The 23,651-nt window shown below is 44.7% G+C and carries 21 protein-coding genes and 2 tRNA genes; 9 read left to right on the forward strand and 14 right to left on the reverse strand.

Annotated features, from left to right (window positions below):
- Window positions 1–110: 110 nt before the first annotated feature.
- The 7 genes from ACPUEK_RS14335 to ACPUEK_RS14365 are packed head-to-tail and all read left to right on the forward strand — an operon-like array spanning window position 111 to window position 7,911.
- A complete protein-coding gene (locus ACPUEK_RS14335) occupies window positions 111–1,076 on the forward strand; it encodes an AAA family ATPase (protein ID WP_425641154.1) in 966 nt (321 codons plus the stop codon).
- 3 nt (window positions 1,077–1,079) lie between these two features.
- Window positions 1,080–1,979, forward strand: a complete 900-nt coding sequence (locus ACPUEK_RS14340; RefSeq protein ID WP_425641155.1) for a DUF58 domain-containing protein — start codon at window positions 1,080–1,082, stop codon at window positions 1,977–1,979.
- Window positions 1,979–2,446 carry a DUF4381 domain-containing protein gene (locus ACPUEK_RS14345; RefSeq protein WP_425641156.1) on the forward strand — a complete coding sequence of 156 codons (468 nt, stop codon included), beginning with the start codon at window positions 1,979–1,981 and terminating at the stop codon, window positions 2,444–2,446. Before ACPUEK_RS14340 ends, ACPUEK_RS14345 begins: the two co-directional genes overlap by 1 nt.
- Complete coding sequence (locus ACPUEK_RS14350; protein WP_425641157.1) at window positions 2,439–3,437, forward strand: VWA domain-containing protein; 999 nt, start codon at window positions 2,439–2,441, stop codon at window positions 3,435–3,437. Before ACPUEK_RS14345 ends, ACPUEK_RS14350 begins: the two co-directional genes overlap by 8 nt.
- Entirely contained in the window at window positions 3,434–5,143 is a 1,710-nt protein-coding gene (locus ACPUEK_RS14355) for a VWA domain-containing protein (RefSeq protein WP_425641158.1), read from the forward strand. The genes ACPUEK_RS14350 and ACPUEK_RS14355 overlap by 4 nt, the downstream gene beginning before the upstream one ends.
- Window positions 5,144–5,172: 29 nt before the next feature.
- Window positions 5,173–6,972 (forward strand): BatD family protein, encoded by a 1,800-nt coding sequence (locus ACPUEK_RS14360; protein ID WP_425641159.1) that lies wholly within the window; start codon window positions 5,173–5,175, stop codon window positions 6,970–6,972.
- Between the two features lie 18 nt (window positions 6,973–6,990).
- Complete coding sequence (locus tag ACPUEK_RS14365) at window positions 6,991–7,911, forward strand: Dyp-type peroxidase (RefSeq protein ID WP_425641160.1); 921 nt, start codon at window positions 6,991–6,993, stop codon at window positions 7,909–7,911.
- Window positions 7,912–7,991: 80 nt separating this feature from the next.
- Here the strand turns inward: ACPUEK_RS14365 and ACPUEK_RS14370 are convergent, their stop codons facing one another.
- The 8 genes from ACPUEK_RS14370 to ACPUEK_RS14405 form a co-directional block, all read right to left on the reverse strand.
- The gene (locus ACPUEK_RS14370) at window positions 7,992–9,821 is read right to left on the reverse strand and encodes a SurA N-terminal domain-containing protein (protein WP_425641161.1); all 1,830 of its coding nucleotides are present in this window, start codon (window positions 9,819–9,821) and stop codon (window positions 7,992–7,994) included.
- Between the two features lie 77 nt (window positions 9,822–9,898).
- Window positions 9,899–9,975 (reverse strand) — tRNA-Asp (locus ACPUEK_RS14375).
- A 7-nt stretch (window positions 9,976–9,982) separates the two neighbouring features.
- Window positions 9,983–10,255: an HU family DNA-binding protein gene (locus tag ACPUEK_RS14380; protein WP_067038717.1), complete on the reverse strand. Its 273-nt coding sequence runs from the start codon at window positions 10,253–10,255 to the stop codon at window positions 9,983–9,985.
- Between the two features lie 120 nt (window positions 10,256–10,375).
- Window positions 10,376–12,769 (reverse strand): endopeptidase La, encoded by a 2,394-nt coding sequence (gene lon / locus ACPUEK_RS14385; protein ID WP_067038719.1) that lies wholly within the window; start codon window positions 12,767–12,769, stop codon window positions 10,376–10,378.
- 180 nt (window positions 12,770–12,949) lie between these two features.
- Complete coding sequence (gene clpX, locus ACPUEK_RS14390) at window positions 12,950–14,233, reverse strand: ATP-dependent Clp protease ATP-binding subunit ClpX (protein ID WP_067220174.1); 1,284 nt, start codon at window positions 14,231–14,233, stop codon at window positions 12,950–12,952.
- Window positions 14,234–14,248: 15 nt separating this feature from the next.
- Window positions 14,249–14,881: an ATP-dependent Clp endopeptidase proteolytic subunit ClpP gene (gene clpP, locus ACPUEK_RS14395; protein ID WP_067098728.1), complete on the reverse strand. Its 633-nt coding sequence runs from the start codon at window positions 14,879–14,881 to the stop codon at window positions 14,249–14,251.
- Window positions 14,882–14,952: 71 nt separating this feature from the next.
- A complete protein-coding gene (gene tig / locus ACPUEK_RS14400) occupies window positions 14,953–16,293 on the reverse strand; it encodes a trigger factor (RefSeq protein ID WP_425641162.1) in 1,341 nt (446 codons plus the stop codon).
- 111 nt (window positions 16,294–16,404) lie between these two features.
- A tRNA-Arg gene (locus tag ACPUEK_RS14405) sits at window positions 16,405–16,481 on the reverse strand.
- Window positions 16,482–16,827: 346 nt separating this feature from the next.
- Between ACPUEK_RS14405 and ACPUEK_RS14410 the strand changes: the two genes are divergently transcribed.
- Both ACPUEK_RS14410 and ACPUEK_RS14415 read left to right on the forward strand, forming a co-directional pair.
- The gene (locus ACPUEK_RS14410; RefSeq protein WP_425641163.1) at window positions 16,828–17,679 is read left to right on the forward strand and encodes a YihY family inner membrane protein; all 852 of its coding nucleotides are present in this window, start codon (window positions 16,828–16,830) and stop codon (window positions 17,677–17,679) included.
- A 36-nt stretch (window positions 17,680–17,715) separates the two neighbouring features.
- Entirely contained in the window at window positions 17,716–18,264 is a 549-nt protein-coding gene (locus tag ACPUEK_RS14415) for a hypoxanthine-guanine phosphoribosyltransferase (protein ID WP_425641164.1), read from the forward strand.
- 89 nt (window positions 18,265–18,353) lie between these two features.
- On the opposite strand, the gene sthA is transcribed toward ACPUEK_RS14415, so the two are convergent.
- From sthA to ACPUEK_RS14445, 6 genes are all read right to left on the reverse strand, one after another.
- A complete protein-coding gene (sthA, locus tag ACPUEK_RS14420) occupies window positions 18,354–19,748 on the reverse strand; it encodes a Si-specific NAD(P)(+) transhydrogenase (RefSeq protein ID WP_067220161.1) in 1,395 nt (464 codons plus the stop codon).
- A gap of 18 nt (window positions 19,749–19,766) precedes the next feature.
- Complete coding sequence (gene nqrM / locus ACPUEK_RS14425; protein WP_067098715.1) at window positions 19,767–20,000, reverse strand: (Na+)-NQR maturation NqrM; 234 nt, start codon at window positions 19,998–20,000, stop codon at window positions 19,767–19,769.
- A gap of 19 nt (window positions 20,001–20,019) precedes the next feature.
- The gene (locus tag ACPUEK_RS14430; protein WP_067220157.1) at window positions 20,020–21,036 is read right to left on the reverse strand and encodes an FAD:protein FMN transferase; all 1,017 of its coding nucleotides are present in this window, start codon (window positions 21,034–21,036) and stop codon (window positions 20,020–20,022) included.
- A 72-nt stretch (window positions 21,037–21,108) separates the two neighbouring features.
- The gene (gene nqrF / locus ACPUEK_RS14435; RefSeq protein ID WP_067220154.1) at window positions 21,109–22,335 is read right to left on the reverse strand and encodes an NADH:ubiquinone reductase (Na(+)-transporting) subunit F; all 1,227 of its coding nucleotides are present in this window, start codon (window positions 22,333–22,335) and stop codon (window positions 21,109–21,111) included.
- 42 nt (window positions 22,336–22,377) lie between these two features.
- Complete coding sequence (gene nqrE, locus ACPUEK_RS14440; RefSeq protein WP_067208897.1) at window positions 22,378–22,986, reverse strand: NADH:ubiquinone reductase (Na(+)-transporting) subunit E; 609 nt, start codon at window positions 22,984–22,986, stop codon at window positions 22,378–22,380.
- Window positions 22,987–23,649, reverse strand: coding sequence for an NADH:ubiquinone reductase (Na(+)-transporting) subunit D (locus ACPUEK_RS14445; RefSeq protein WP_425641165.1), 663 nt, complete (start codon window positions 23,647–23,649; stop codon window positions 22,987–22,989).
- Window positions 23,650–23,651: the final 2 nt, after the last annotated feature.

The following is a 23,651-nucleotide window of genomic DNA, read 5'->3' on the forward strand; positions in this document are numbered from 1 at the left end:
GATCATTCTTAGCAGAACTTGCCCAAGAAGAGGTTTTAACTTAGATGCGATGCTGGTTATTATATTGTCTCAACGGGTATTTTGACAGCAGTATAAGGGCTTACAGAAGTATGGAAGCAGTCATTGATCGACTAAAAGAGCACTTAAATCATGCCATTGTTGGGCAAGAGTCATTAATTAATGATCTATTAATTGGGCTTATCGCCAAAGGCCATGTGTTATTAGAAGGGCCTCCTGGCATTGCTAAGACGACAGCTGCTAAGGCATTAGCAAAAACCATTGATGCAAGCTTTCAACGCATTCAGTTCACGCCTGACTTGCTTCCTGGTGACGTCACTGGCTCTGATATATATCAGCAACATACTGGACAGTTTCAGTTCACCCCTGGCCCAATCATGCACGACATTGTCCTAGCGGATGAAATCAATCGCGCACCAGCAAAAGTACAATCGGCTTTACTCGAAGCAATGGGCGAGCGACAAATTACCGTTGGTAACACCACTTACCCACTGTCAGCGCAATTTTTTGTCATTGCGACACAAAACCCCATCGAACAAGAAGGTACGTACCCCCTTCCTGAGGCGCAACTTGATCGTTTTCTGATGAAAATTCAAGTTGACTATCCTGACATGGAAACCGAACTTAAAGTTTTACGGTTGATCCGCGAGCAGGACAAATTTTCTAATACAGAAGCGCCAGCAGCCGTACTAAGTTTGGAAGACATTTCATCACTGCAAAAAGCAGCACTGAACATTTACATGGCAGACTCAGTTGAGCAGTACATCGTGCATCTTGTCATGGCAACCCGTCATCCGGAAAAGTACTTTGAAGACGATGGTCAGATGGCCAGCTTGATTGATTTTGGCGTTAGCCCACGCGCAACACTTGCGCTAGACCGTTGCGCACGTGCTCATGCACTGCTTGCTGGGCGAGATTTTGTTACGCCAGATGATGTGCGCGGCGTTATTCATAACGTATTTCGTCACAGAATTGTTTCATCATTTCAGGCTGTTGCGCAAAACCTTAGCAACGATCAGTTAATCAATAGGATTTTAACCCAAGTGCCCGTGCTTTAATTTATGGATACTCTGCTTAGCCCTATCTCACCAGAATTAAGTCAAGCCTATATTTTGGAACTAGCCGCCGTAGCAAACGCATTAGGCAAAGCTCGTTCAATGCGCCGTGCTCGTTTGCGATCAGGCAGCATTATTAGTAAAAAGCGAGGTCACGGCTTAGAGCTGCACGAAATACGACCTTATGATGTTAGCGACGAAGCTCGCCATATGGACTGGCGCGTCACAGCGCGTACTGGTATTGCACATACTCGAGTGTACACGGAGGATGTGGAGCATCGTACATTGATTCTATTCAGCCTATCGCCAGACGCTTACTTTGGCACTCAAACCACATTCATCAGTACACGCCTAGCTCAACTGGCTGCCATCATTGCATGGCGCAGTCATGCCCAACGAGAAAACGTCGGTTTTGTCAGTCAAAACGACAATCAGTTCTGCATCACGCCAAACATTAAAGACTGGCGCTTTTTCAGCGAACAGCTTGCGCACGCGACCCTCATTAAACAACGAGCGCTGCAACCGGCGGCCTATCAAATGCCCAATTTAAGCCAATTTAAGGGCTACTCGGTCATTGTGCTCAGTGATCACATTGCAATGGATGAGACAAACAAAGCCCATCTTCAACGATTAGCTCAACACAATCGCGTGCATTGGGTATCTATTGAGGACGCTAGCGCTTTTTGTCTGCCAAACGGACACTATCAATTTGCCAATCAGAGCACCAAAAGTACGCTGCATATAAGCAGTGCGCAGCGTTCTGCTGCACAGCAGCATTTTGCAAAGCTCGCTCAACAGCATGAAAGCTTATTGACACAACTTGGGGTCGGTCATTATGTATTTGATGTCAATCATTCACCGATAGCGATCACCACCGAGCTGCTAGCACGTGGAGTCTTACACTGATGTCCGACGCTATTGAATTACCAAATACGGCCTATTTGCTGCCAGACGCGATTCCTAATTGGCCCCCTGTCTGGTGGTCTTGGATCGTTTTGGCTGCTTTCCTGTTGTTGATTGCCTTCATCATTACCATAGCAATACTTCGACATAAACACAGAGCCTATCGCCGTGAAGCATTACAAGCGCTCAATGAAGTCAAGCAAGCCTCAGATAAAGCGTTAGTCGAAGGCTGTATCAGCGTAATTAAGCGCTGCCTCATCACCGAAGGTCATGAGCCACTGGCAAGCTGCACAACTAAAGCGTTACTCCCTATTTTAGATAAACAGCTCAAACGAGCAAAATGGTCATTCGCAGAGTTTGAACAGATCTTTACCGAAGACCTGTATCGTCCAGACAGTCAACTTACAGCGCAACAGCGATCAAATCTAGTCCGGCTAACAAGCTATTGGATAAGGAAGCACCATGCTTGATTTACAATGGCCTTGGGCGCTACTTCTACTCCCTTTGCCGTTCTTTTTTTTGTGGCGAGCCCGTGGCAAAAACGCCAGTGCCACACACATTTATTGGCGTCATAGTCAATTTTTAGCTAAGGCACCACAACATCATGGCCGCAATCGCAGTGGTCTGCCTTTGATTCTTCTTATGTGTGCTTGGCTAACCATGGTGCTGGCCCTTTCACGTCCCGCCTGGCTTGGAGAAGCAACACAAATCCCGCCAACTGGTAGAGACCTATTAATTGCATTAGATTTGTCCGGTAGCATGCAAATCTCTGATATGACTCTAAATGACCGTACAGCCGATCGCTTGAGCGCCGCCAAAGAAGTGCTTTCTCAATTTATTAGAGAACGCCGTGGTGACCGTATTGGTATTATTGTATTTGGCAGCAAAGCCTACCTTCAAGCACCGTTAAGCTATGATTTAGAAACCATCAATCAATTAATTCAGGAAAGCCAAATTGGCTTTGCTGGAGAACAAACTGCGATTGGTGATGCGATTGGGCTAGGCATTAAGCGTCTACAGGACAAACCTGCTGACCAAAAAGTGCTTATCCTCATGACCGACGGCGCTAATACAGCGGGACGAGTTAGCCCTTTGCAAGCAGCTGACTATGCGGCCAAACAAGGTGTTACCGTTCATACCATCGGGATTGGTGCTGAACACATGATCAGGCCAGGTTTTTTCGGCCCAAAGGTCGTCAACCCTTCCAGTGATTTGGATGAACCCTTACTCACTAACATTGCTCACTTAACAGGCGGACAGTTTTTCAGAGCACGCAGCACTCAAGAATTACGTCAAGTCTATGCGCTTCTAGATCAATTAGAGCCCATACCTTCCAGTGATATTTTACAACGCCCTAAAACCACCCTTTTCCATTGGCTGGGCGCGCTTTCCTTACTGTTTGTGGCTGTCTCTTTGCTCGCAACACGACGCCTAGACTTTTCTTTAGGGGGACGAACATGACATTATTCGACTGGATACATTTCACTCGTCCAGATTGGCTTCTGTTGATTCCCATTATTTGGTTCTTAAGCCGTTTGATTCGCTTCAAACCTACAAACAATGCTATAAAATCAACGGTTGCGCCACACCTGTTGCCATACCTTACCAATGTACAAAATTCACAAGGAGCGCAAAGATGGCTGGGCTTAACCTGCATCAGTCTACTTGTGATAGGGCTTTCGGGCATCAGTTTTAGTAAAACTCAAACTCCTCTTTATACGGTAAACCAAAAGACAGTCTTCATCGTTGACCAATCCTTGTCTCTGTATGCCACAGATATACGCCCCAATCGCCTAACACGCGTTAAACAGATTATGCGAGACATCATCAATGGTTCACTTGAAGGAGATTTTGCTTTGGTGGCCTACGCTGGTGACGCATACATCGTCAGCCCCTTCACTCAAGACCGAGAGACACTCACTCACTTCCTTGTTGCGCTAGACCCTTTAATCATGCCAATTTATGGTAGCAATCTAGCGGACGGGCTCAGGCAGGCTTTAACGCTAGTAGATCCAAAGGACGCCCCGTACACCACATTTGTGGTACTTACTGATGACTTACAAGACAAGGATGTGCCACTCCTTAGCCAAGTCGCTGAGCAACATATCGCCCTAGATGTCATTAGTGTTGGTACACCGGAAGGCGCTCCCATGCAACTGCCTGATGGGCAAACGCTTCGCCCTCAGGGCATCACGGCGATGCCAAAAACGCCAATAGAACAAATCGAACAAGTCACCCTCGAAGTAGGCGGCCATTATTACTCGCACAACTCCGATATCAGCAAATTGGGGGAGATTGGTCAGCATGCGCAGCAAACTTCTGACGCACGTAGCTCCGATATCACAGGGAGTACTTGGCAAGAACAAGGACATTGGTTCGCGCTGCCATTTTTAGCTTGGCTACTATGGCAATTCCGTAGTGGTGCCTTGATTGCACTGGTTATTATCGTGCTTAATCCATTCACACCAAGTTACGCATCACCATTGGATTGGATCAAAACTAACGATCAAAAAGCGCAACAAGCCGTCAATCAGGGCGATTGGGAGAGTGCAGCTAAACTGTTCGATGATCCGCGCTGGAAAGCTGCCAGCCAATACGCTCAAGGCTCCTATGCCGATACCGCCAAAACTATTGCGCCGCTCGCCAATTCTGCTTCCGACTTTTATAATTTAGGCAATGCTCTGGCCATGAGCGAGGATTTACCTGCTGCTCTAGAGGCTTACAAGCAAGCCTTAAAACTCAATCCTGATTTTAAGGAAGCTAAGGAAAATCTTGGCTCCGTGCAAAAACAACTCGAAAAACAGCAGTCTAAAGAGGACTCTGACAATAGCCCGAAAGACAATACCAACAAAGATTCGCAGGCTCCGCAAAGTAACTCAGACAATCAAAAATCTGACGACAGTAATAAAGACTCCGAGAATAGCGAGCAAAAACAAGACAACAATTCCGAAAAGCAGGATAATCAAAACCCTGAACAAGGGGCTGCACAAGTCGAATCGAAAGCTGACAACACCAGCAGTATGGAAGAACAACAAGCCCTAGAACAATGGCTACGCCAAATTCAAGATGACCCTGGCACATTGTTACAACGAAAACTTTGGTACTTGCATCAGGAAAGACGCAACGAAAATCGCTTTAAACAAGAGGAAGGCCAACAACCATGGTAACCCACTTACCATCACCATCAAGAGCTGCAATGCAGATCATCGCATTTGTGACGGCTCTATTTTTTGCTCACTTGGCGCACGCTGATCAAGTGACTGCCGCCCTCGATAAAAACGTTGTCAGTGAGAACGAAATTGTCCAGCTTACGATACGAACAGATTTTACCAATACCGGCAACGGCCCCGATTTATCTGCTTTAAAACGTGATTTTGAAATTTTAAGCCGCAGTCAAAACAGTCAGTTTAGCTTTAACCTTGGCACGAATCAGGCCCTCAATTTTTGGGTCGTCACCTTAATGCCAAAGGCCGTGGGCAACTTCCAAATCCCGCCCATAAAGGTCGGCGAAAAAGCCTCCGACCCTCTATATCTTGAAGTAAAACCCGCGCAGCAAATGACAGATCGTAATGGCAATCCATTAGTCATGCTGAAGTTTCATGCCAGTACACTGGAGCCTTATGTTCAACAACAGGTATTACTGACATTAGAGCTTTATACGGCGGTTCCACTGCAAAATCCGAGCATGTCCAATCCCAACCACCCTAACCTTCTTACTGAGCGTTTAATTGATGATCAAATGCGCTACGAAGACATTGATGGCACATCTTATCAAGTAATAACTCGAGAATACGTGGCATTTCCTCAACGAAGCGGCACCATTGAGTTAAACAACCAAAGCATTGAAGCCATCGTGAATACTCGAAATGGTACGCGAAAAATCAATATTAAAAGCCTACCCATTACACTTAACGCATTACCGATCCCAGCATCTTATGGCAATTCTAATTGGCTACCCACCGATGCGGTGGCCGTTCGCTCGATGGTATCGAATACGGTTAGTAATCCACGTATTGGAGATACCTTAATTTGGGAAATAGACATTACCGCTCAAGGCGTCCTAGGCGAACAACTGCCAACATTAAACTTTGCCAGTACACGCGCTTATAAACTCTATCCAACCTCCCCTACTTATGAGACGAATAAATCCATTAACGGCGTCTCTGGTCATGAAGCCATGCGTATTGAGGTCGTTCCCACTCAAGCGGGTCCACTTCAGTTACCCATTGTAGAAGTGACTTATTGGGATCCTATTTCGCGATCCATTAAAACGGCCAGAGCCAATGCGCAAGTCATTGACATCGCTCCGCTGCCCAACGGCGCTGTCGATTCAAATAATACACAACAACAATCGACAGAAACGACTAATACGCCAAACAACGGTTCAACTGAGATTCCACCACAATCAACGTCTGTCGCGCCGATATCTTTAGCAAAGCCCAAAGCCAAATCAGCACCGATTCCAGAGGGTACTGAAGAACCTACTGATCTAAATGTCGTTCTCACGCCAAACAATGAAAGCGGAAGTTCTTGGAAAGTCATTCTAGCAACGCTCATGCTTGGCTTTGGTGTTGCTGGGATTGGCGCTTGGTTATGGATGCGTCGAAAGGCCAATTCCCGTACAAATCCAAAAGGCGAAGTCCCTACACTGGAAGAGTTTGCTCCACTTACTTCTGGCAATGAGGACGCAGCCTATCAACAATTACTGCATAGCTGTCGTGACAACGACTTAAGCACACTTCGTTTGCGTTTATTAGAGTGGGCAAGACACCGCTGGGGAGACAACGCGATTCGCGGTGTGGATGACATCAAACGATTGTCCAACTCACCGCACTTAACCCAGCTTTTAATGGAAGCTGAACTGGTCATGTATTCATCGTCAGCGTCTTCTCAATGGCACGGCGACGCGTTAGCCGACGCACTCGAAGAATATGTCACAGGTCAGCCCAAACCATCTCAAGCTAGCCAACTAAAGACGCTGTATCCGAACTTTTAAGTTTTCTGGAGTCATAACATGAATTTGAATCACCAAACTGGCATTACTGCCGAAGCATCCAGTGATGCTTCTTTTATTTTATTAGATGCTGTCGAAGGTAAAGAAGCTTCGCTTCGCCAAGCGCTGGCGTCATGTCCAGAGTTAATCTGTGCCGTACAAAATCAGTTTCCTGATGCGCAATTGCATGCAGCCATTGGTTTTTCGACCCACTGTTTTTATCGAATTACCCAATGTGAGCCGCCAAAAGAACTGGCTCCATTCCCGAGTTTTTCAGGCCCATTTCTAAGCGTTAAAGATGAAGCCTATGATCTTATAATGCATATTCGATCTAATCGACACGATGCTACTCACACGCTTGCACTAACACTTTTTAAAGCTATGTCTGACAGTGTAAAATTGCGTACACAAACTCAATGCTTTAAATACTTGGATAATCGAGATTTTACTGGCTTTGTGGATGGCACCGAAAATCCTGAGGGTGAAGATCGTGCCGCTGTCGCATTAGTCGGTGATGAAGATTCAGATTATCAAGGTGGCTCATATCTGAATTACATGAAGTTTGTTCACGACTTGGAAAAATGGGAACACCAAGAGCTAAAAGTACAGGAGGATACGTTTGGACGGACTAAGTATGACAATGAGGAATATGCTTCTGCAGAGAAATCACCCCATGCTCATACAAAGCGAACTTCTCTAAAAGATGATCAAGGTCAATCCCTAGAACTTCTACGTCAAAGCATGCCGTTTGGTGACTTGCATGAGCAAGGCTTGGTCTTTGTTAGCTACTCAAAAACCCCCGTCATTTTTGATCTGATGCTACAAAGCATGATCCAAGGCGATGAGCATGGCCATGCAGACCATCTAATGCAATACACTCACGCTTCAAGTGGGAGTGCTTTTTATATTCCAACGCCAGAGTTTCTTAAACGCCTCGCGTAATGACAATCCGTAGCACTTATTTACCAAGCGCAAAAACAAAAAAACCACGCCAAGGCGTGGTTTTTCATATGAACTAATACTTAGTTACGTACAATCTCCGCTGCATTCTGCAAAGATTCTTGTTGCGCACGCATCGTCATATTGGTCAGCGTTTGTGATAAATAGTTCTCATAAATCTCTTTTTGAGATGCTTCCACACTGCCGTCACCTTGAATGACTTCAGTTAAACGAATCGCGACCAAATCACCATTTCCTGCGGACTCAACACCTACTGAACTTTCACCCTCAGCAGGATGTGGCAACCCAAATGCTAATGCAGCCACTTCATCTTGACCACGTTCAGCGTTATTCACCGTTGTCCAATCACCTTCGCCAGACACTAACGCCGCGTTCGCGGTAGCTTGCAACGCCTCAACTGCTTTTTGCTGAACCACAATCGAAGCAATCACATCTTTCGCCTCATCGAACGTTTGTTGAGCAGCGGCTTTATGATCATTTACATGAACAACGACAACCTCTTCATCACTCAACTCGATCAAATCACTGTTGTGACCATCTTCTAACACCGTTGGGCTGTAAGCCGCTGAAATAACAGATGAAGACGACGTAATTTCATCATTACCACCATCACGACCAAAATAATCCGTTGTCAAAATAGCCACACCGTATTCACTTGATATAGCAGAAAGGTCATCACTGGCATACGCTAAATCAGTGATCGTTTCATGCTCTTCCAACAGTTTGTCTTTGGCCTTTTGAGCCACCAAATCAGACATTAGTTCATCACGCATATCATCAAGTGATGGCGCAGATGTTTCACTGATTTCATTTAATTGAATAAGGTGATAACCGAATTCTGTTTCCACAGAATCCACTTGACCCGCCTCCATTGCAAACAACTTATCTTCAAACGGCCCCACCATGATGCCGCGACTTACATAACCCAAGTCACCGCCATTATCTTTTGAGCCAAGGTCATCGGAATATTCTGACGCTAATTGAGAAAATGATTCACCATTTGCCAGCTTATCTTGAACTTCCGCAAGACGTGCTTGCGCCTCCTCGTCTGAACGAGAAGATGTGTCTATTAAGATATGAGACGCTTCACGCTCTTCGCCTTGGAAGTTTGCAACACGTGCGTCATAAGCATCTTTCAATTCAGCATCCGTCACTTCTACTTGACTCTGCAAGTCAGCAGCGGAAACCACAACATAATCCAATTTCACTTGCTCAGGCGACACAAAACTAGCGCTGTTTTCATCGTAGTAAGCTTGCAATTCTTCATCTGTGACATTGACTTGTTCAGTCTTTTGAGCCAACGAATATCGAATGAAATCATAACTACGCTTTTGATTTTGCAACTCAACAATCGACTCAACTTGACTAGGCAAAATAAATTCCGAACCAGCCAATGCGTTACGGGTTTGCTGAATCAGTACGTCTTGCTTAATACGCTCTTTAAACGCTAAAGGCGTAAAACCCAAAGACCGAATAAAGTTCAAGTACTTGCTCTGATCAAATACGCCATCTGTTTGAAACTGCTCAGCTTGAACTAGGTAAGCATCTACTTGCGCGTCCGACACACCTAAATTTAAGCTTTCCGCCTGATTCATCAAAACAGCACGCTGAATCAACTCATCCAATGCACGACGTTGCAATGCATTTTCTTCCAGCATAGCAGGATCAATTTGACCACCCATCATAGAAATAAGCTGACGGCGCTGAGTCTCAGAAGCCCGTAATAGCTCACTACGAGTAATTTCTTTGCCATCTACTTCAGCAACTGTGTCGGTTGATGTAAAGCTTTGTACTAATGCTTCAACACCAAATAGAGCAAACGTCACAATCACAACACCAATAATGACCTTAACGATAACACCTTGTGACTTGTCTCTTATATCTTGGAGCATGTTGCCTCCACCTCAAAAACTGTAATCTGTAAAACAAAAAAGGTGTATTCCGCTGGGAACACACCTCTTTGCTCTAATGGCGGAACGGACGGGACTCGAACCCGCGACCCCCTGCGTGACAGGCAGGTATTCTAACCAACTGAACTACCGCTCCATGTTCATTAGTTCACTGCGTCTTTAAGGCCTTTACCGGCTTTGAAGCTAGGAACCTTAGCAGCGCTGATTTGGATTTCTTCACCAGTTTGAGGGTTACGACCTGTACGCGCCGCACGCTCTTTTACTGAGAAAGTACCAAAACCAACTAAAGTTACTTGGTCGCCTTTTGCTAGTGCTTCTTCGATTGCAGTCAAAGTTGCATCTAGTGCATTACTTGCAGCAGCTTTAGATAAGTCTGCGGACGTGGCAATAGCATCAATCAATTCTGATTTATTCACGTTCTACCCCTTCAGTATTCTCGTGGTTCCTTGGTATTTTTAATTCGACCAAACGTAACGGTCGATGCAGATGAGCCTTTATACAAGCCTATCTTAGGCCCTGTCAACACAGGGTTTGGCCTAATGATGACTCACAGATTCTTGTTCATCAACAGTTTTTTCCTTTGCTGACACAGTTTCTTCACTTTTTGGTGAAGGAACGTACTCTAATGCTACATCTAAGACCTCATCAATCCATTTCACTGGCACAATTTCCAGATCCGCTTTGATATTGTCCGGAATTTCTTTTAGGTCACGCGTGTTTTCCTGCGGAATTAGCACTGTTTTAATACCACCACGATGTGCCGCAAGCAGCTTTTCTTTGAGCCCACCAATTGGCAATACTTCACCACGCAACGTAATCTCGCCTGTCATGGCCACAGAAGCCTTCACAGGCACTTTCGCCAAGACTGATACTATCGCAGTACACATAGCAATACCGGCACTAGGACCATCCTTAGGCGTTGCTCCTTCCGGTACGTGCAAATGCAAATCTACTTTTTCATGGAAGTCTTCTGCGATACCCAATCCCGATGCTCGACTGCGAACTACCGTTAAAGCAGCTTGAATCGATTCCTGCATGACATCACCAAGAGAACCGGTCTTAACATGGCGACCTTTACCCGGCACACCCGCCGCTTCGATGGTCAACAGCTCGCCACCTACAGAAGTCCAAGCCAATCCGGTCACTTGACCGATTTGGTTATTTTCCTCCGCCTTGCCGTAGCTAAATTTATGCACGCCACAGTACTCTTCAAGGCTCTCTGAAGTAACACTGACCGCATCATTACTTTTCTTCAACGTTTGTTCTTTAACAACCCGTCGGCATACCTTGCTTAGCTCACGCTCAAGACCACGCACACCTGCTTCTTTGGTGTAATAACGAATCACATCCATCAGAGCCTCATCAGAAACCTCGATTTCAGTGTCTTTCAAACCGCTTAACTTAACTTGCTTAGGCAATAAGTAACGTTTCGCTATATTAAGTTTTTCATCTTCGGTGTAACCAGGAATACGGATGATTTCCATACGATCCATTAATGGACCAGGAATATTCATGCTATTCGATGTACAAATAAACATAACATCTGACAGATCGTAATCGACTTCTAGATAATGATCGCTAAATGTATGATTTTGCTCTGGATCAAGCACCTCAAGTAACGCAGAAGCAGGATCACCCCGTTGGTCCATACCCATCTTGTCAATTTCATCCAGCAAGAACAGCGGGTTTTTGACTTTCACTTTAGCCAACTTCTGAACTAATTTACCTGGCATAGAGCCGATGTAAGTACGACGGTGACCACGAATCTCAGATTCATCACGTACACCACCTAACGCCATACGAACATACTTACGATTAACGGCACGGGCAATCGATTGACCAAGAGATGTCTTACCAACACCTGGAGGCCCTACCAGACACAACACAGGGCCTTTTACCTTCTTAACGCGCTGCTGAACCGCCAAGAATTCTAAGATACGGTCTTTCACATCCTGCAAGCCAAAGTGATCTTCGTTCAGCACTTTTTCAGCATACGCTAGGTCGTTGCGGACTTTTGAGCGTTTAGACCATGGCAACGAAACCAACCAGTCAATGTAGCCTCGCACCACGGTAGCTTCGGCCGACATAGGTGACATCATTTTCAGTTTCTTAAGCTCAGCCTCTGCCTTTTCTGTTGCCTCAGCTGACATTTTTGCTTCGGTGATCTTTTCTTGAAGCAGGTCAAGCTCGTTGCTGCCCTCGTCCATGTCACCTAATTCTTTCTGAATAGCCTTCATTTGCTCATTCAAATAGTATTCGCGCTGACTTTTTTCCATTTGCTTCTTAACGCGACTGCGGATGTTCTTCTCTAGATGGGCGATATCTAGCTCACCATCCATCAAGCCCATCAAATGCTCGCCACGCTCCACCAATGAGCTTAACTGAAGAGCATGCTGCTTATCTTCAAGCTTTAGGCTCATATGGCCAGCAATGGAATCAATCAGTTTGGATAGATCATCAATAGACTTAAGAGAGGTAACCACCTCACTTGGAATACGTTTGCTACCGGCAACATACTCATCAAGCTGTTTAATCAATGCATTTCGAATGGCAGGATACTCAGACTCATCATCTTCCGCTTCAGCAAGTTGCTCAATCGTAGCCATAACCCATTCAGCGCCATCTTCCAGTGCTTGAAGCTCAGCACGATACTGCCCCTCCACCAGAACCTTAACGGTTCCATCTGGCAAGCGCAGTAACTGGATAACTTTCGCTACCGTACCAATGGTGTACAGATCTTCCTGTTTTGGGTCATCTTTGGAGGCATCTTGCTGTGCAACAAGAAACACCATCTTGTCACCATCCATTGCAGACTCAAGCGCAGCAATAGACTTTTTTCGACCGACAAATAACGGCAAAACCATATGCGGATACACGACAACATCGCGTAGCGGCAACATAGGCAAATTTTTAGAATCAGACTCAGACATAATTACTTCCAACTGGACATCAGCATACGCAACGCTGATGAGTGACTTAACTTCGATGATTTAGAGATAAGGTCAACCAGGTAAAAATGCAAGCGTTCAGAGAGGAAATAGAAGAAAAAGAGGGGAATAAAGCAATATTTCGCTTACGACCACTGGTCGCAAGCGAAATTTGTTTAGAAATTAACCATTTGAGGCGTCTTTCAACTCACTTTCAAGCACCATTAATGGCGCTGAATCACCACGGATAGACGAGCCATCCATAACGACTTTAGCAACGTCAGTACGATTAGGAAGCTCGTACATACACTCAAGCAATGATGACTCAAGAATGCTTCGTAGACCTCGAGCACCCGTTTTACGCTCCAACGCCAAATGGGCGGCTTCACGCAATGACTCATCGGTAAACTCAAGCTCAACACCTTCCAACTCAAATAGGTGTTGATATTGTTTTGTCAAAGCATTCTTAGGTTGACTCAAGATCGTCATAAGCGCCTCTTCATCAAGTTCAGAAAGCGTTGCTACGACAGGCAAGCGACCAACAAACTCAGGAATCAGACCAAACTTCACTAGATCTTCTGTTTCTACTTGGTGCACGGCTTCGGAGAAAGAGCGATCTTTCTCTTTACTCTTCACCGTCGCTTTAAAGCCAATACTACTCTTTTCAGTACGATCACTGATGACACGCTCAAGGCCAGCAAAAGCACCACCACAAATAAACAGAATATTTGAGGTATCAACTTGAACAAACTCTTGCTGTGGATGCTTACGGCCACCTTGCGGCGGGACCGAAGCAACTGTACCTTCAATCAACTTCAACAATGCCTGTTGAACACCCTCACCTGATACATCACGTGTAATAGACGGATTGTCAGACTTACGAGAAATTTTATCAATTTCGTCGATGTAGACAATGCCACGCTGCGCTTTATCGACATCGTAATCACAGTTTTGCAGAAGCTTCTGAATGATGTTTTCAACATCTTCACCCACATAACCTGCTTCTGTTAATGTGGTCGCATCAGCAATTGTGAAAGGTACATCCAAAACACGAGCAAGCGTCTGAGCTAACAGGGTTTTACCACTACCGGTCGGACCAATCAGCAAGATATTACTCTTACCTAGCTCTATATCTTTGTTTGCTAAACCTTGATGGCGCAAACGCTTGTAATGATTATATACGGCTACCGCTAACACTTTTTTAGCGCGCTCTTGCCCGATCACATAATCATCTAACGATGCAGCCAGTTTCGCAGGCGTCGGCAATTCGTCTTTTTCTTCAGACTCACCATCACCTTGCAACAGTTCTTGAGTAATGATGTTATTGCATAAATCAACACATTCATTACAGATATACACCGAAGGGCCGGCAATTAGTTTTTTAACCTCATCCTGACTCTTTCCACAGAAAGAGCAGTACAACAACCGATCAGAATGGTCGCCGCGGCTATATTTATCATCAGACATTAAAGTCCACCCTTATTATGCTTCGCGTTTTTCTAGGATATCGTCAATTAAACCGTAATCTTTAGCCGCTTGTGGGCTCATAAAATTATCACGGTCTGTATCTTGCGCCACAGTTTCAATCGGCTTACCCGTGTGATGCGCAATGATTTCGTTTAAACGATGCTTAATGCCTAAAATTTCGCGAGTGTGAATTTCGATATCAGAAGCCTGACCTTGGTATCCGCCAAGTGGCTGGTGAATCATGACACGAGAGTTTGGTAGACAGTAACGCTTACCTTCTGCACCGGCAGTTAGCAAAAGTGCCCCCATACTCGCAGCTTGACCAATACACATAGTGCTTACATCAGGCTTGATAAATTGCATAGTATCATAAATTGACATACCAGCTGTTACAGATCCACCCGGAGAGTTAATGTAAAGGTGAATATCTTTATCAGGATTTTCTGACTCTAAAAACAATAACTGGGCAACCACTAAATTTGCCATGTGATCTTCGACTTGACCCACCAAAAAGATGACACGCTCTTTCAGTAGACGAGAATAAATATCAAAAGATCGTTCACCTCGAGCTGTTTGCTCAATAACCATTGGGACTAGGCCATTACTTGTAATCGCGACAGGGCCAGTTGTAGGGGTCATTAAATTCATATCCTATTCCTTAAAACGAAAAAGCCGGTATAGCTTACGCTATACCGGCCCATGAGAATTATAAGCTAAGCTTATGCTTCTTCAGACTCTTCTGCTTCTGCTTCTGCAGCTTGAGCTTCTGGCTTAATAGCGTCTTCGTAACTTAGAGTTACTTCAGTAATTTTCGCGCTTTCTAGCAGTTTATCAACAACTTGCTCCTCAAGTACAGCAGATTGCACTTGTGCTAGTTGCTCTTTGTTGTTTAGGTAGAATTCAACCACTTGCTGCGGCTCTTGGTAGGCTTGCGCCATATCTTCCAAGAAAGCACGTACACGATCATCTTCTACTGTCAGTTCGTTCTTTTGGATCACTTCAGAGATCAAAAGGCCCAACTTCGCGCGCTTAGTTGCTTCTTCAGAGAACAACTCAGCTGGAAGTTGTGAAGGATCAAAGCCCTCCATGTTACCAAACTGACGAGCTGCTTGTTGGCGAAGACCATCAACTTCTTGATCAACCAAAGAAGAAGGAACTTCGATTGGGTTCAATGCAACAAGCTGATCAAACAAAGAGTTCTTAAGCTTACCTTTAACTGCTTGGCTTAGCTCACGCTCCATGTTTTTTTGTACTTCCGCACGTAGACCCGCTAAATCAGAGTTTTCAAGACCGAATTTCGTCGCAAACTCATCGTTTAGTTCAGGAAGCACTTGCTCAGCAACTTCGTGTGCAGTGATTTTAAATGTTGCTTCTTTGCCTGCTAGATGCTCAGCTTGATACTCTTCAGGGAAAGTAACAGAGATTGTACGCTCTTCTCCCGCTTTCATACCAACAATGCCTTCTTCGAAGCCAGGAATCATTGAGTTAGAGCCAAGAACAATCTGATGACCTTCTGCTGCACCACCTTCGAATGCTTCTTCACCTAGGAAACCAACAAAGTCGATTTTCACTTGGTCGCCGTCTTTCGCTTCGCGATCAACTGCAGTCCATTCAGCATTTTGCTTACGCAATGTTTCAAGCATAGTGTCAACATCAGCTTCTGTAACATCAGAAACAACGCGAGTCACTTCGATGCTAGATACATCTGCAAGTTCAACTGTTGGGTAAACTTCAACTTTTGCTACGAATTCTAGATCAGAGCCTTCTTCGATTTTCTTAGGCTCGATTGCAGGCATGCCAGCTGGATTGATTGACTCAGCTTGGATTGCCTCAACGTATGCATCACGCATAACTTGCTCAAGAGTTTCCATACGGATACTTTGACCGTAGCGTTTTTTAACAACGCTTACTGGCACTTTGCCCTTACGGAAACCATCAATTCGAACTGTTTTAGCTGTTTTAGCTACTTCAGCGTTAACTTTTTCATCAATACGTGCAGCAGGAACGCTAATAGTAAGAACGCGTTCAATTGGAGACGTTGTCTCTACAGAAACTTGCATAAAACTTCCTCTTGGGAACGTGCTTTATTTGTTGACGCCGTCGCGATCAAATCACGACTTACTTTAAAGCTCAGTCAACAAGACCAAAAATTGTGAATTACAGTGATCTAGTGGTACGCCTGGAGGGATTCGAACCCCCGACCATCCCCTTAGAAGGGGGATGCTCTATCCAGCTGAGCTACAGGCGCATTTTCTACAACACTAAATAGTGACGCGCTATTATAGGGAAGGAATATAAATCGTCAACTGAAAGACATAAAAAAGCCCAGCAAAGCTGGGCTAAAAATAATATATGACTTCTTGCAACCAAGGAACATAGAATACAATGAAGTTTCTTACCTTGGTAACTCAACAGTACAAATATCACAAAAGGAACAAGAGCGATATTAGTCTCGTGCCTATCCCTTTGCAACCAAAATGGAACACAAAAAGACACCTTGCACTATATATGTGCACTTCCCACAATACTTACACAATAGCGACTTACCACTTTTATCGTTAGAATAATAAGACTGAAGACATAGGGATCTCGGCATGCAGGTCAAAGCAGTAAAAAATATTGCCACACAATTATTTCAGCTTATTCGCTTGGTATGGACGAGAGCGTTAAGGCATCAAGTATCGCTTCGGGCGGCACATTTAACTTTAGCAACGCTTTTAGCGGCCGTTCCAATCATTACCATTGTATTCGGGATTTTACGACTAACGCCCGCTATGGTTGCCATGCAAGACTCTTTAGTGGCTTACGTAGAATCACATCTTGCGCCAGGCAGTAGTAGTACCGTCATCCCTTACCTTTTGACTTTTTCAGAGCAAACAAAAAACCTCCCTGCTGCAGGCATTGCAACACTTATCCTCACGGCACTATTACTATTAAATAGCTTTGAAGGTTCGGTACAAGCTATCTGGCAAATCAAAAATAAGCGTAACATTCGCGAAAGACTGCTCACGTATTGGGCTATTCTTACTCTCGGCCCTATCATGTTGGCGGTGGTGATGAGTTTATATGGCACCCTACTGTCATACCAAATTAGCGGTGACTATATGCCGACATTCTTAGAGAGTATTTTTGAATTAAGCAGTTATCTTGTGTATTTTTTGCTGCTATTTACTATCAATTTTTTGACACCTAATGCTGAAGTTAGGCTGAAACCCACTGCGATTGCTGCACTCATAGGGGGCATCGCCATTGCCACTCTTAATTCAATCTTCGCCAATTTCGCACAATTTTTTGCCAGCTACCAAATTGTCTATGGCGCTTTTGCAGCATTGCCAACCTTCTTAATATGGTTACAAGCCAGCTGGTTAATTATTTTGCTCACCGTCAGTTTAAATGCAACACTCCACAAATTGGATCGCCTTAAAGAGCACGATAAGTTAGAATGATCGGTCAAATTTGTATACAACGACCCAAACAAACCTATGCATACTATTGATGAACTAAACTCGATCCTTAGTGAGGCTGATTGCCTTATTAACGAAGCACAACTTAACGAAGCTCTTGATAAAATGGCTGAGCAAATCTCGGGCGATTTAGCCGAAAAGATGCCGCTCGTTATTTGTGTCATGAATGGCGGCCTACTTCCAACAGCCGCTTTGCTACAGCGCTTACAATTCCCTCTCGAACTTGATTATGTTCACGCTAGTCGCTATGGCCTCGAGACAACAGGAAGCGACTTAAATTGGACACGGTACCCTCAAACAGAGTTCAAAGGACGAGACGTTTTAATCGTGGATGATATTTTTGATCAAGGCCACACTGTCGAAGCAATCATCCAATGGTTTGAAGCTAACGGTGCCAAAAATGTTTACTCTGCAACGGTGGTAAACAAACTGCATGATCGCAAAGTAGAAATGCGTCCAGACTACATCGGCCTAGATGTCGAAGACCGCTTCCTATTCGGCTATGGTATGGACTACCAAGGCTACTTCCGCAACCTTCAAGGTATTTACGCCGTAAAAGGCAAGTAGGACCTAACCGCCTTCTCGCACCAATCACCCTGCGAGACAGACAATAAAAAAGGCGCCGCAGCGCCTTTTTTTGATCAAACACAATACACTTAGAAAACTCGGTTGATGCCATTCAAAGCCGCAACTCGATATGCTTCAGCCATAGTTGGATAGTTAAACGTTGTATTCAAGAAATATTTCAACGTATTCAATTCGCCCGGCTGTTTCATAATCGCCTGGCCGATATGCACAATCTCTGACGCTTGGTCGCCAAAACAATGGATACCTAGGATCTCCAGCGTTTCACGATGGAATAAGATCTTCAGCATCCCTACCGCTTCACCCGTAATTTGCGCTCGAGCGGTATTCTTAAAGAATGCACGACCTACTTCGTAAGGTACTTTTTCAGCCGTCAATTCTGCCTCTGTTTTGCCGACAGACGAAATCTCAGGAATCGTATAAATCCCTGTTGGCACCTCAGAAATATAGTGACCACCCTCTAAGCCCAGCATATTAGCCGCGACAGAACGACCTTGATCATAGGCTGCACTGGCAAGACTTGGCCAACCAATTACATCACCTGCAGCATAAACGTTTTCTACTGCTGTTTGATAGGTATCATTGACCGCTAGTTGACCACGTGAGTTTGTCTCAAGGCCAATATTATCCAACCCTAAGCTTTCTGTATTGCCCGAACGACCATTACAGAACAACATCGCATCAGCACGCAGCTTTTTGCCTGAAGACATATTGACGACCACTTCACGCTCTGAAGCCTCAATCGACTCATAAGTCTCATTATGACGAATTAAGATACCGCCATCACGTAAGTGATAGCTCAGTGCATCGGTAATTTCATCATCTAGGAAACTAAGCAACTTTTTGCCTGGGTTAATCAGCTCAACTCTGACACCTAAACCACAGAAAATAGAGGCGTATTCACAACCAATTACCCCTGCGCCATAAATGATTAATGATCGCGGAGTATGACTAAGTGTCAAAATGCTGTCAGAGCAATAAATACGAGGATTAGTGAAGTCGATATTGGCTGGGCGATAAGGGCGAGAGCCCGTTGCAATCACCACTTTTTCAGCCACTAATTCTTCTGGACCTTTTTCATAAGTATTCACTTCAATCGTATTGGCATCTTTAAAACGGCCACGACCAAAATACACATCAATTCGGTTACGAGCATAGTATTCCGTACGACCTAATACCTGCTTATCAATAACACGATTAGCGCGATCCAATACCTTAGGAAAAGAGAACCAACGTGGCTCACCAATATCACGGAACATGGGGTTTGTATTGAATGCAATAATTTCTTTTACCGCATGGCGGAGCGCTTTAGAAGGTATTGTGCCTAAGTGCGTACAGCTACCACCCACTCGCGGACTAGCTTCGATGACTGCAACTCGTTTGCCTGCTTTAGCTGCATTCATTGCAGCTCCCTCCCCAGCAGGACCGGTACCAAGTACCACGACATCATAGTGTCTAGTCGTCATAAGATTTTATTACCTCATCTATTTCGTTGCGTCATAAAACTGTTCGTCAGAGACTTCAGCAGCACGTGCTTTTTTTGTTTCCTTCTCGCACTTTCCTTTATCGCCACCGCAAATATCACAAGCCACTTCCATGTTCAAGGCACTCATACCGCCACATGACCCGGAAATTGGCTTACGCCCCATCAGAACACCTACTGCCATGGCAACTACCAAAGCAATCATTAATACAAATGCTAATACAATTGTTGTCATATCTACCTCTTAATTAGGGCTAGTTAGTTAAATAAGGCTTAAATGCATCAGAGTATTCCTCAACAAACCCAGCATCTTCTTTAACCAACATGTAGGCCGCTATATTGAATTTTTGTGCAAATTTCAGGCCTTCAATCGGACCTAGCACTGTAATCGCTGTCGCCAAACCATCAGCTCGGGTAGACGTTGAATCGATTACCGTCACGGAGACCAAACGATGAGTAATTGGCTTACCGGTTGTCGGGTCAATGGTATGAGAATAGCGCACACCGTTTTTTTCAAAATAGTTTCGATAATCTCCTGAGGTCGCGATAGCAACATCACTGGCCGCAATCACTCGCTGCGCTACATTGTGACCACCTGCAGGACTCTCCACACCAACATGCCACAAGCTACCATCTAACTTTCGTCCTGAAGCAAGAATTTCACCACCTACTTCTACAAGATAGTTGCTAACCCCTGATTCTTTCAAGGTACGAGCAACCTCATCTACGCCATACCCTTTTGCGATGGACGATAGATCAACATACACATCATTGGATTTCGTAATGGCATTTCCATCAATACTTACATGCTGATAGCCTACTTTTTGTTGTGCCGCCTCGATGGCACTATCAGAGGGCACCTCATCATTATGCTTACCTGGGCCAAATCCCCAGATATTGACCAGTGGCCCGACGGTTACATCATATTTTCCGCCCGATTGCTCACTGATTTTAAGCGCCTCACCTAAGACATAGGTTAAACCATCAGATGCTTCAATGGTGGTACCAGCAGGCTGCTTGTTGAATTCTGACAGCTCAGACGTTGGGTCATAAGTCGACATCAATTTGTTAACATGAACTAACACACTGTCAACGTTGGATTTTAATTCGTCACGACTTGGACTGTTGGCTGTTGTTATATATTTAACCGTATACGTTGTGCCCATTGTCGGGCCAGAGAAACTAACTTGCTCAGGGGAAAATGAAACGGCTTTAAATAGGATTGTAGCTAAAATGATTGCCACTAAAGCTAGCAAAAGTTTGTTCTTCATAGATACCCAACACATTTACATGAAAAGAAAAACAAAGACCCACCATATGGTGGGTCTATGTTTTATTCAGTGCTAGCCACCAAAGTCGTCAAGAAGGATGTTATCTTTCTCAACACCTAAGTCTTCTAGCATTTTAATGACCGACGCATTCATCATTGGAGGTCCACACATGTAGAACTCACAATCTTCCGGCGCTGGGTGATCTTTTAGGTAGTTCTCATACAACACATTGTGAATAAAACCAGTCTTACCATCCCAGTTATCTTCTGGTTGAGGATCGGATAACGCTAAATGCCACTCAAAGTTATCATTCTCTGCTTCAAGCTGATCATATTCTTCTGTGTAGAATGCTTCACGCAAACTACGCGCACCATACCAGAAAGAAATTTTACGAGTAGAATGCAAGCGCTTAAGCTGATCGAAGATATGGGAGCGCATTGGCGCCATACCTGCACCACCACCAATGAAGACCATTTCCGCATCGGTATCTTTCGCGAAGAATTCACCAAATGGGCCGTAAACTTTGATCTTATCGCCTTCTTTCAAGCTGAACACATAAGAAGACATTTGACCTGGCGGCACATCGTCTTTACCTGGAGGCGGTGAAGCAATACGAATGTTGAATTTAACAACACCCTTCTCTTCTGGGTAGTTCGCCATCGAGTAGGCGCGGATGATCGTTTCATCAACCTTAGAAACGAATTTCCATAGGTTAAAGTGATCCCAGTCGCCACGGTATTCTTCTTGGATCTCGAAATCTTTGTAGTTAACCGTGTGCGCAGGCGCCTCAAGCTGAACATAGCCACCGGCACGGAAATCGACGTTTTCACCTTCAGGAAGACGAAGCGTCAATTCTTTAATGAATGTTGCAACGTTCGGATTGGATTCAACTGTACATTCCCAAGCTTTTACGCCGAAGACCTCTTCAGGCACTTCCACATCCATATCCTGTTTCACGGAAACCTGACAAGAAAGACGGTAACCTTCTTTCTCTTCACGGCGTGTAAAATGTGACTGCTCTGTAGACAGCATAGAGCCACCACCAGAGGTCACTTTACATTTACACTGAGCACAGGTACCGCCACCACCACAGGCAGACGAAAGAAAAACACCACTGTTTGCTAGGGTTTGAAGCAGCTTGCCACCCGCTGGCGCCGTCACTTCCTTTTCCCCATTAATACGGATTGTTACGTCACCACTACTTACTAGGCGGGCGCGAGCGAACAAAATGATCGCCACCAACGCCAACACAATAGCGGTAAACATCACAACACCTAGAATAATTGTATCTAAGTCCATGCTAGTTTAACCTTTTTTCTTGGTTGTCTAACTGCGCAACAATTAAAGCTGCACACCAGAAAATGACATAAAGCCCAAACTCATCAAACCAACGGTGATGAACGTGATACCTAAACCACGCAGACCCGCAGGCACGTCAGAGTATTTTAGCTTTTCACGGATACCTGCAAGTGCTGCAATCGCCAACGCCCAACCGATACCAGCACCCACACCGTAAACCAAACTTTCACTGAAGTTATAGTCACGTTCTACCATGAACAGTGATGCACCCATGATGGCACAGTTTACCGTAATCAAAGGCAAGAACACGCCCAATGCGTTGTACAACGCAGGCATGTACTTATCCAAGGTCATTTCCAAAATCTGTACAATCGCTGCAATAACACCGATATAACTCAACAAACCTAAGAAACTAAGGTCAACATTTGGCAAGCCAGCCCAATCTAAGGCACCTTCTTTCAAAAGGTTTTGATAAAGTAAGTTGTTCACAGGAACAGTAACCGCCAAAACGATTACAACTGCAATACCAAGACCAATGGCTGTTTCTACTTTCTTAGACAGTGCCAAGAACGTACACATACCAAGGAAAAAGGCCAGAGCCATGTTTTCAACAAAAACTGCCTTTATAAAAAGACTAATTAAGTGTTCCATTTATAACGCCTCCTGAGAACGAGAGTTCTTAGCAATAGTAAACTCTGGCTCTTCAACCTGCTCTGTCTTGTATGCTCGTAACGCCCAAATAACAAGGCCGATAACAAAGAAAGCACTTGGTGGTAGAAGCATCAAGCCATTAGGTTGGTACCAACCGCCATTTTGAACCGTTTCAAATATTGGCACACCAAGTAGCTTACCCGCACCAAGAAGCTCGCGGAAGAAAGCGACAATAATCAACATTGCACTGTAGCCAAGACCATTACCAATACCGTCAAGGAAGCTCATGACAGGGCCATTCTTCATTGCGTAGGCTTCGGCACGTCCCATAACGATACAGTTAGTAATGATTAAGCCAACAAATACAGACAATTGCTTACTGATTTCATAGGCGAATGCTTTAAGCACTTGGTCTACCACAATTACCAACGAGGCAATAATGATCATCTGCACGATGATACGAATACTGTTTGGAATGTGGCTACGGATGACCGCAATGAACAAGTTCGAGAAAGCGGTCACCATGGTTAACGCGACACACATTACCAAACTTACGCTCATACTACTTGTTACCGCAAGAGCAGAACAGATACCAAGAATCTGTAGAGCAATTGGGTTATTAGATAGAATGGGGCCAAATAAGACTTTTTTCACTTCAGACATGC

The sequence above is a fragment of the Marinomonas gallaica genome, from assembly GCF_049821165.1.
GTDB classification, from domain to species: Bacteria; Pseudomonadota; Gammaproteobacteria; order Pseudomonadales; family Marinomonadaceae; genus Marinomonas; species Marinomonas gallaica.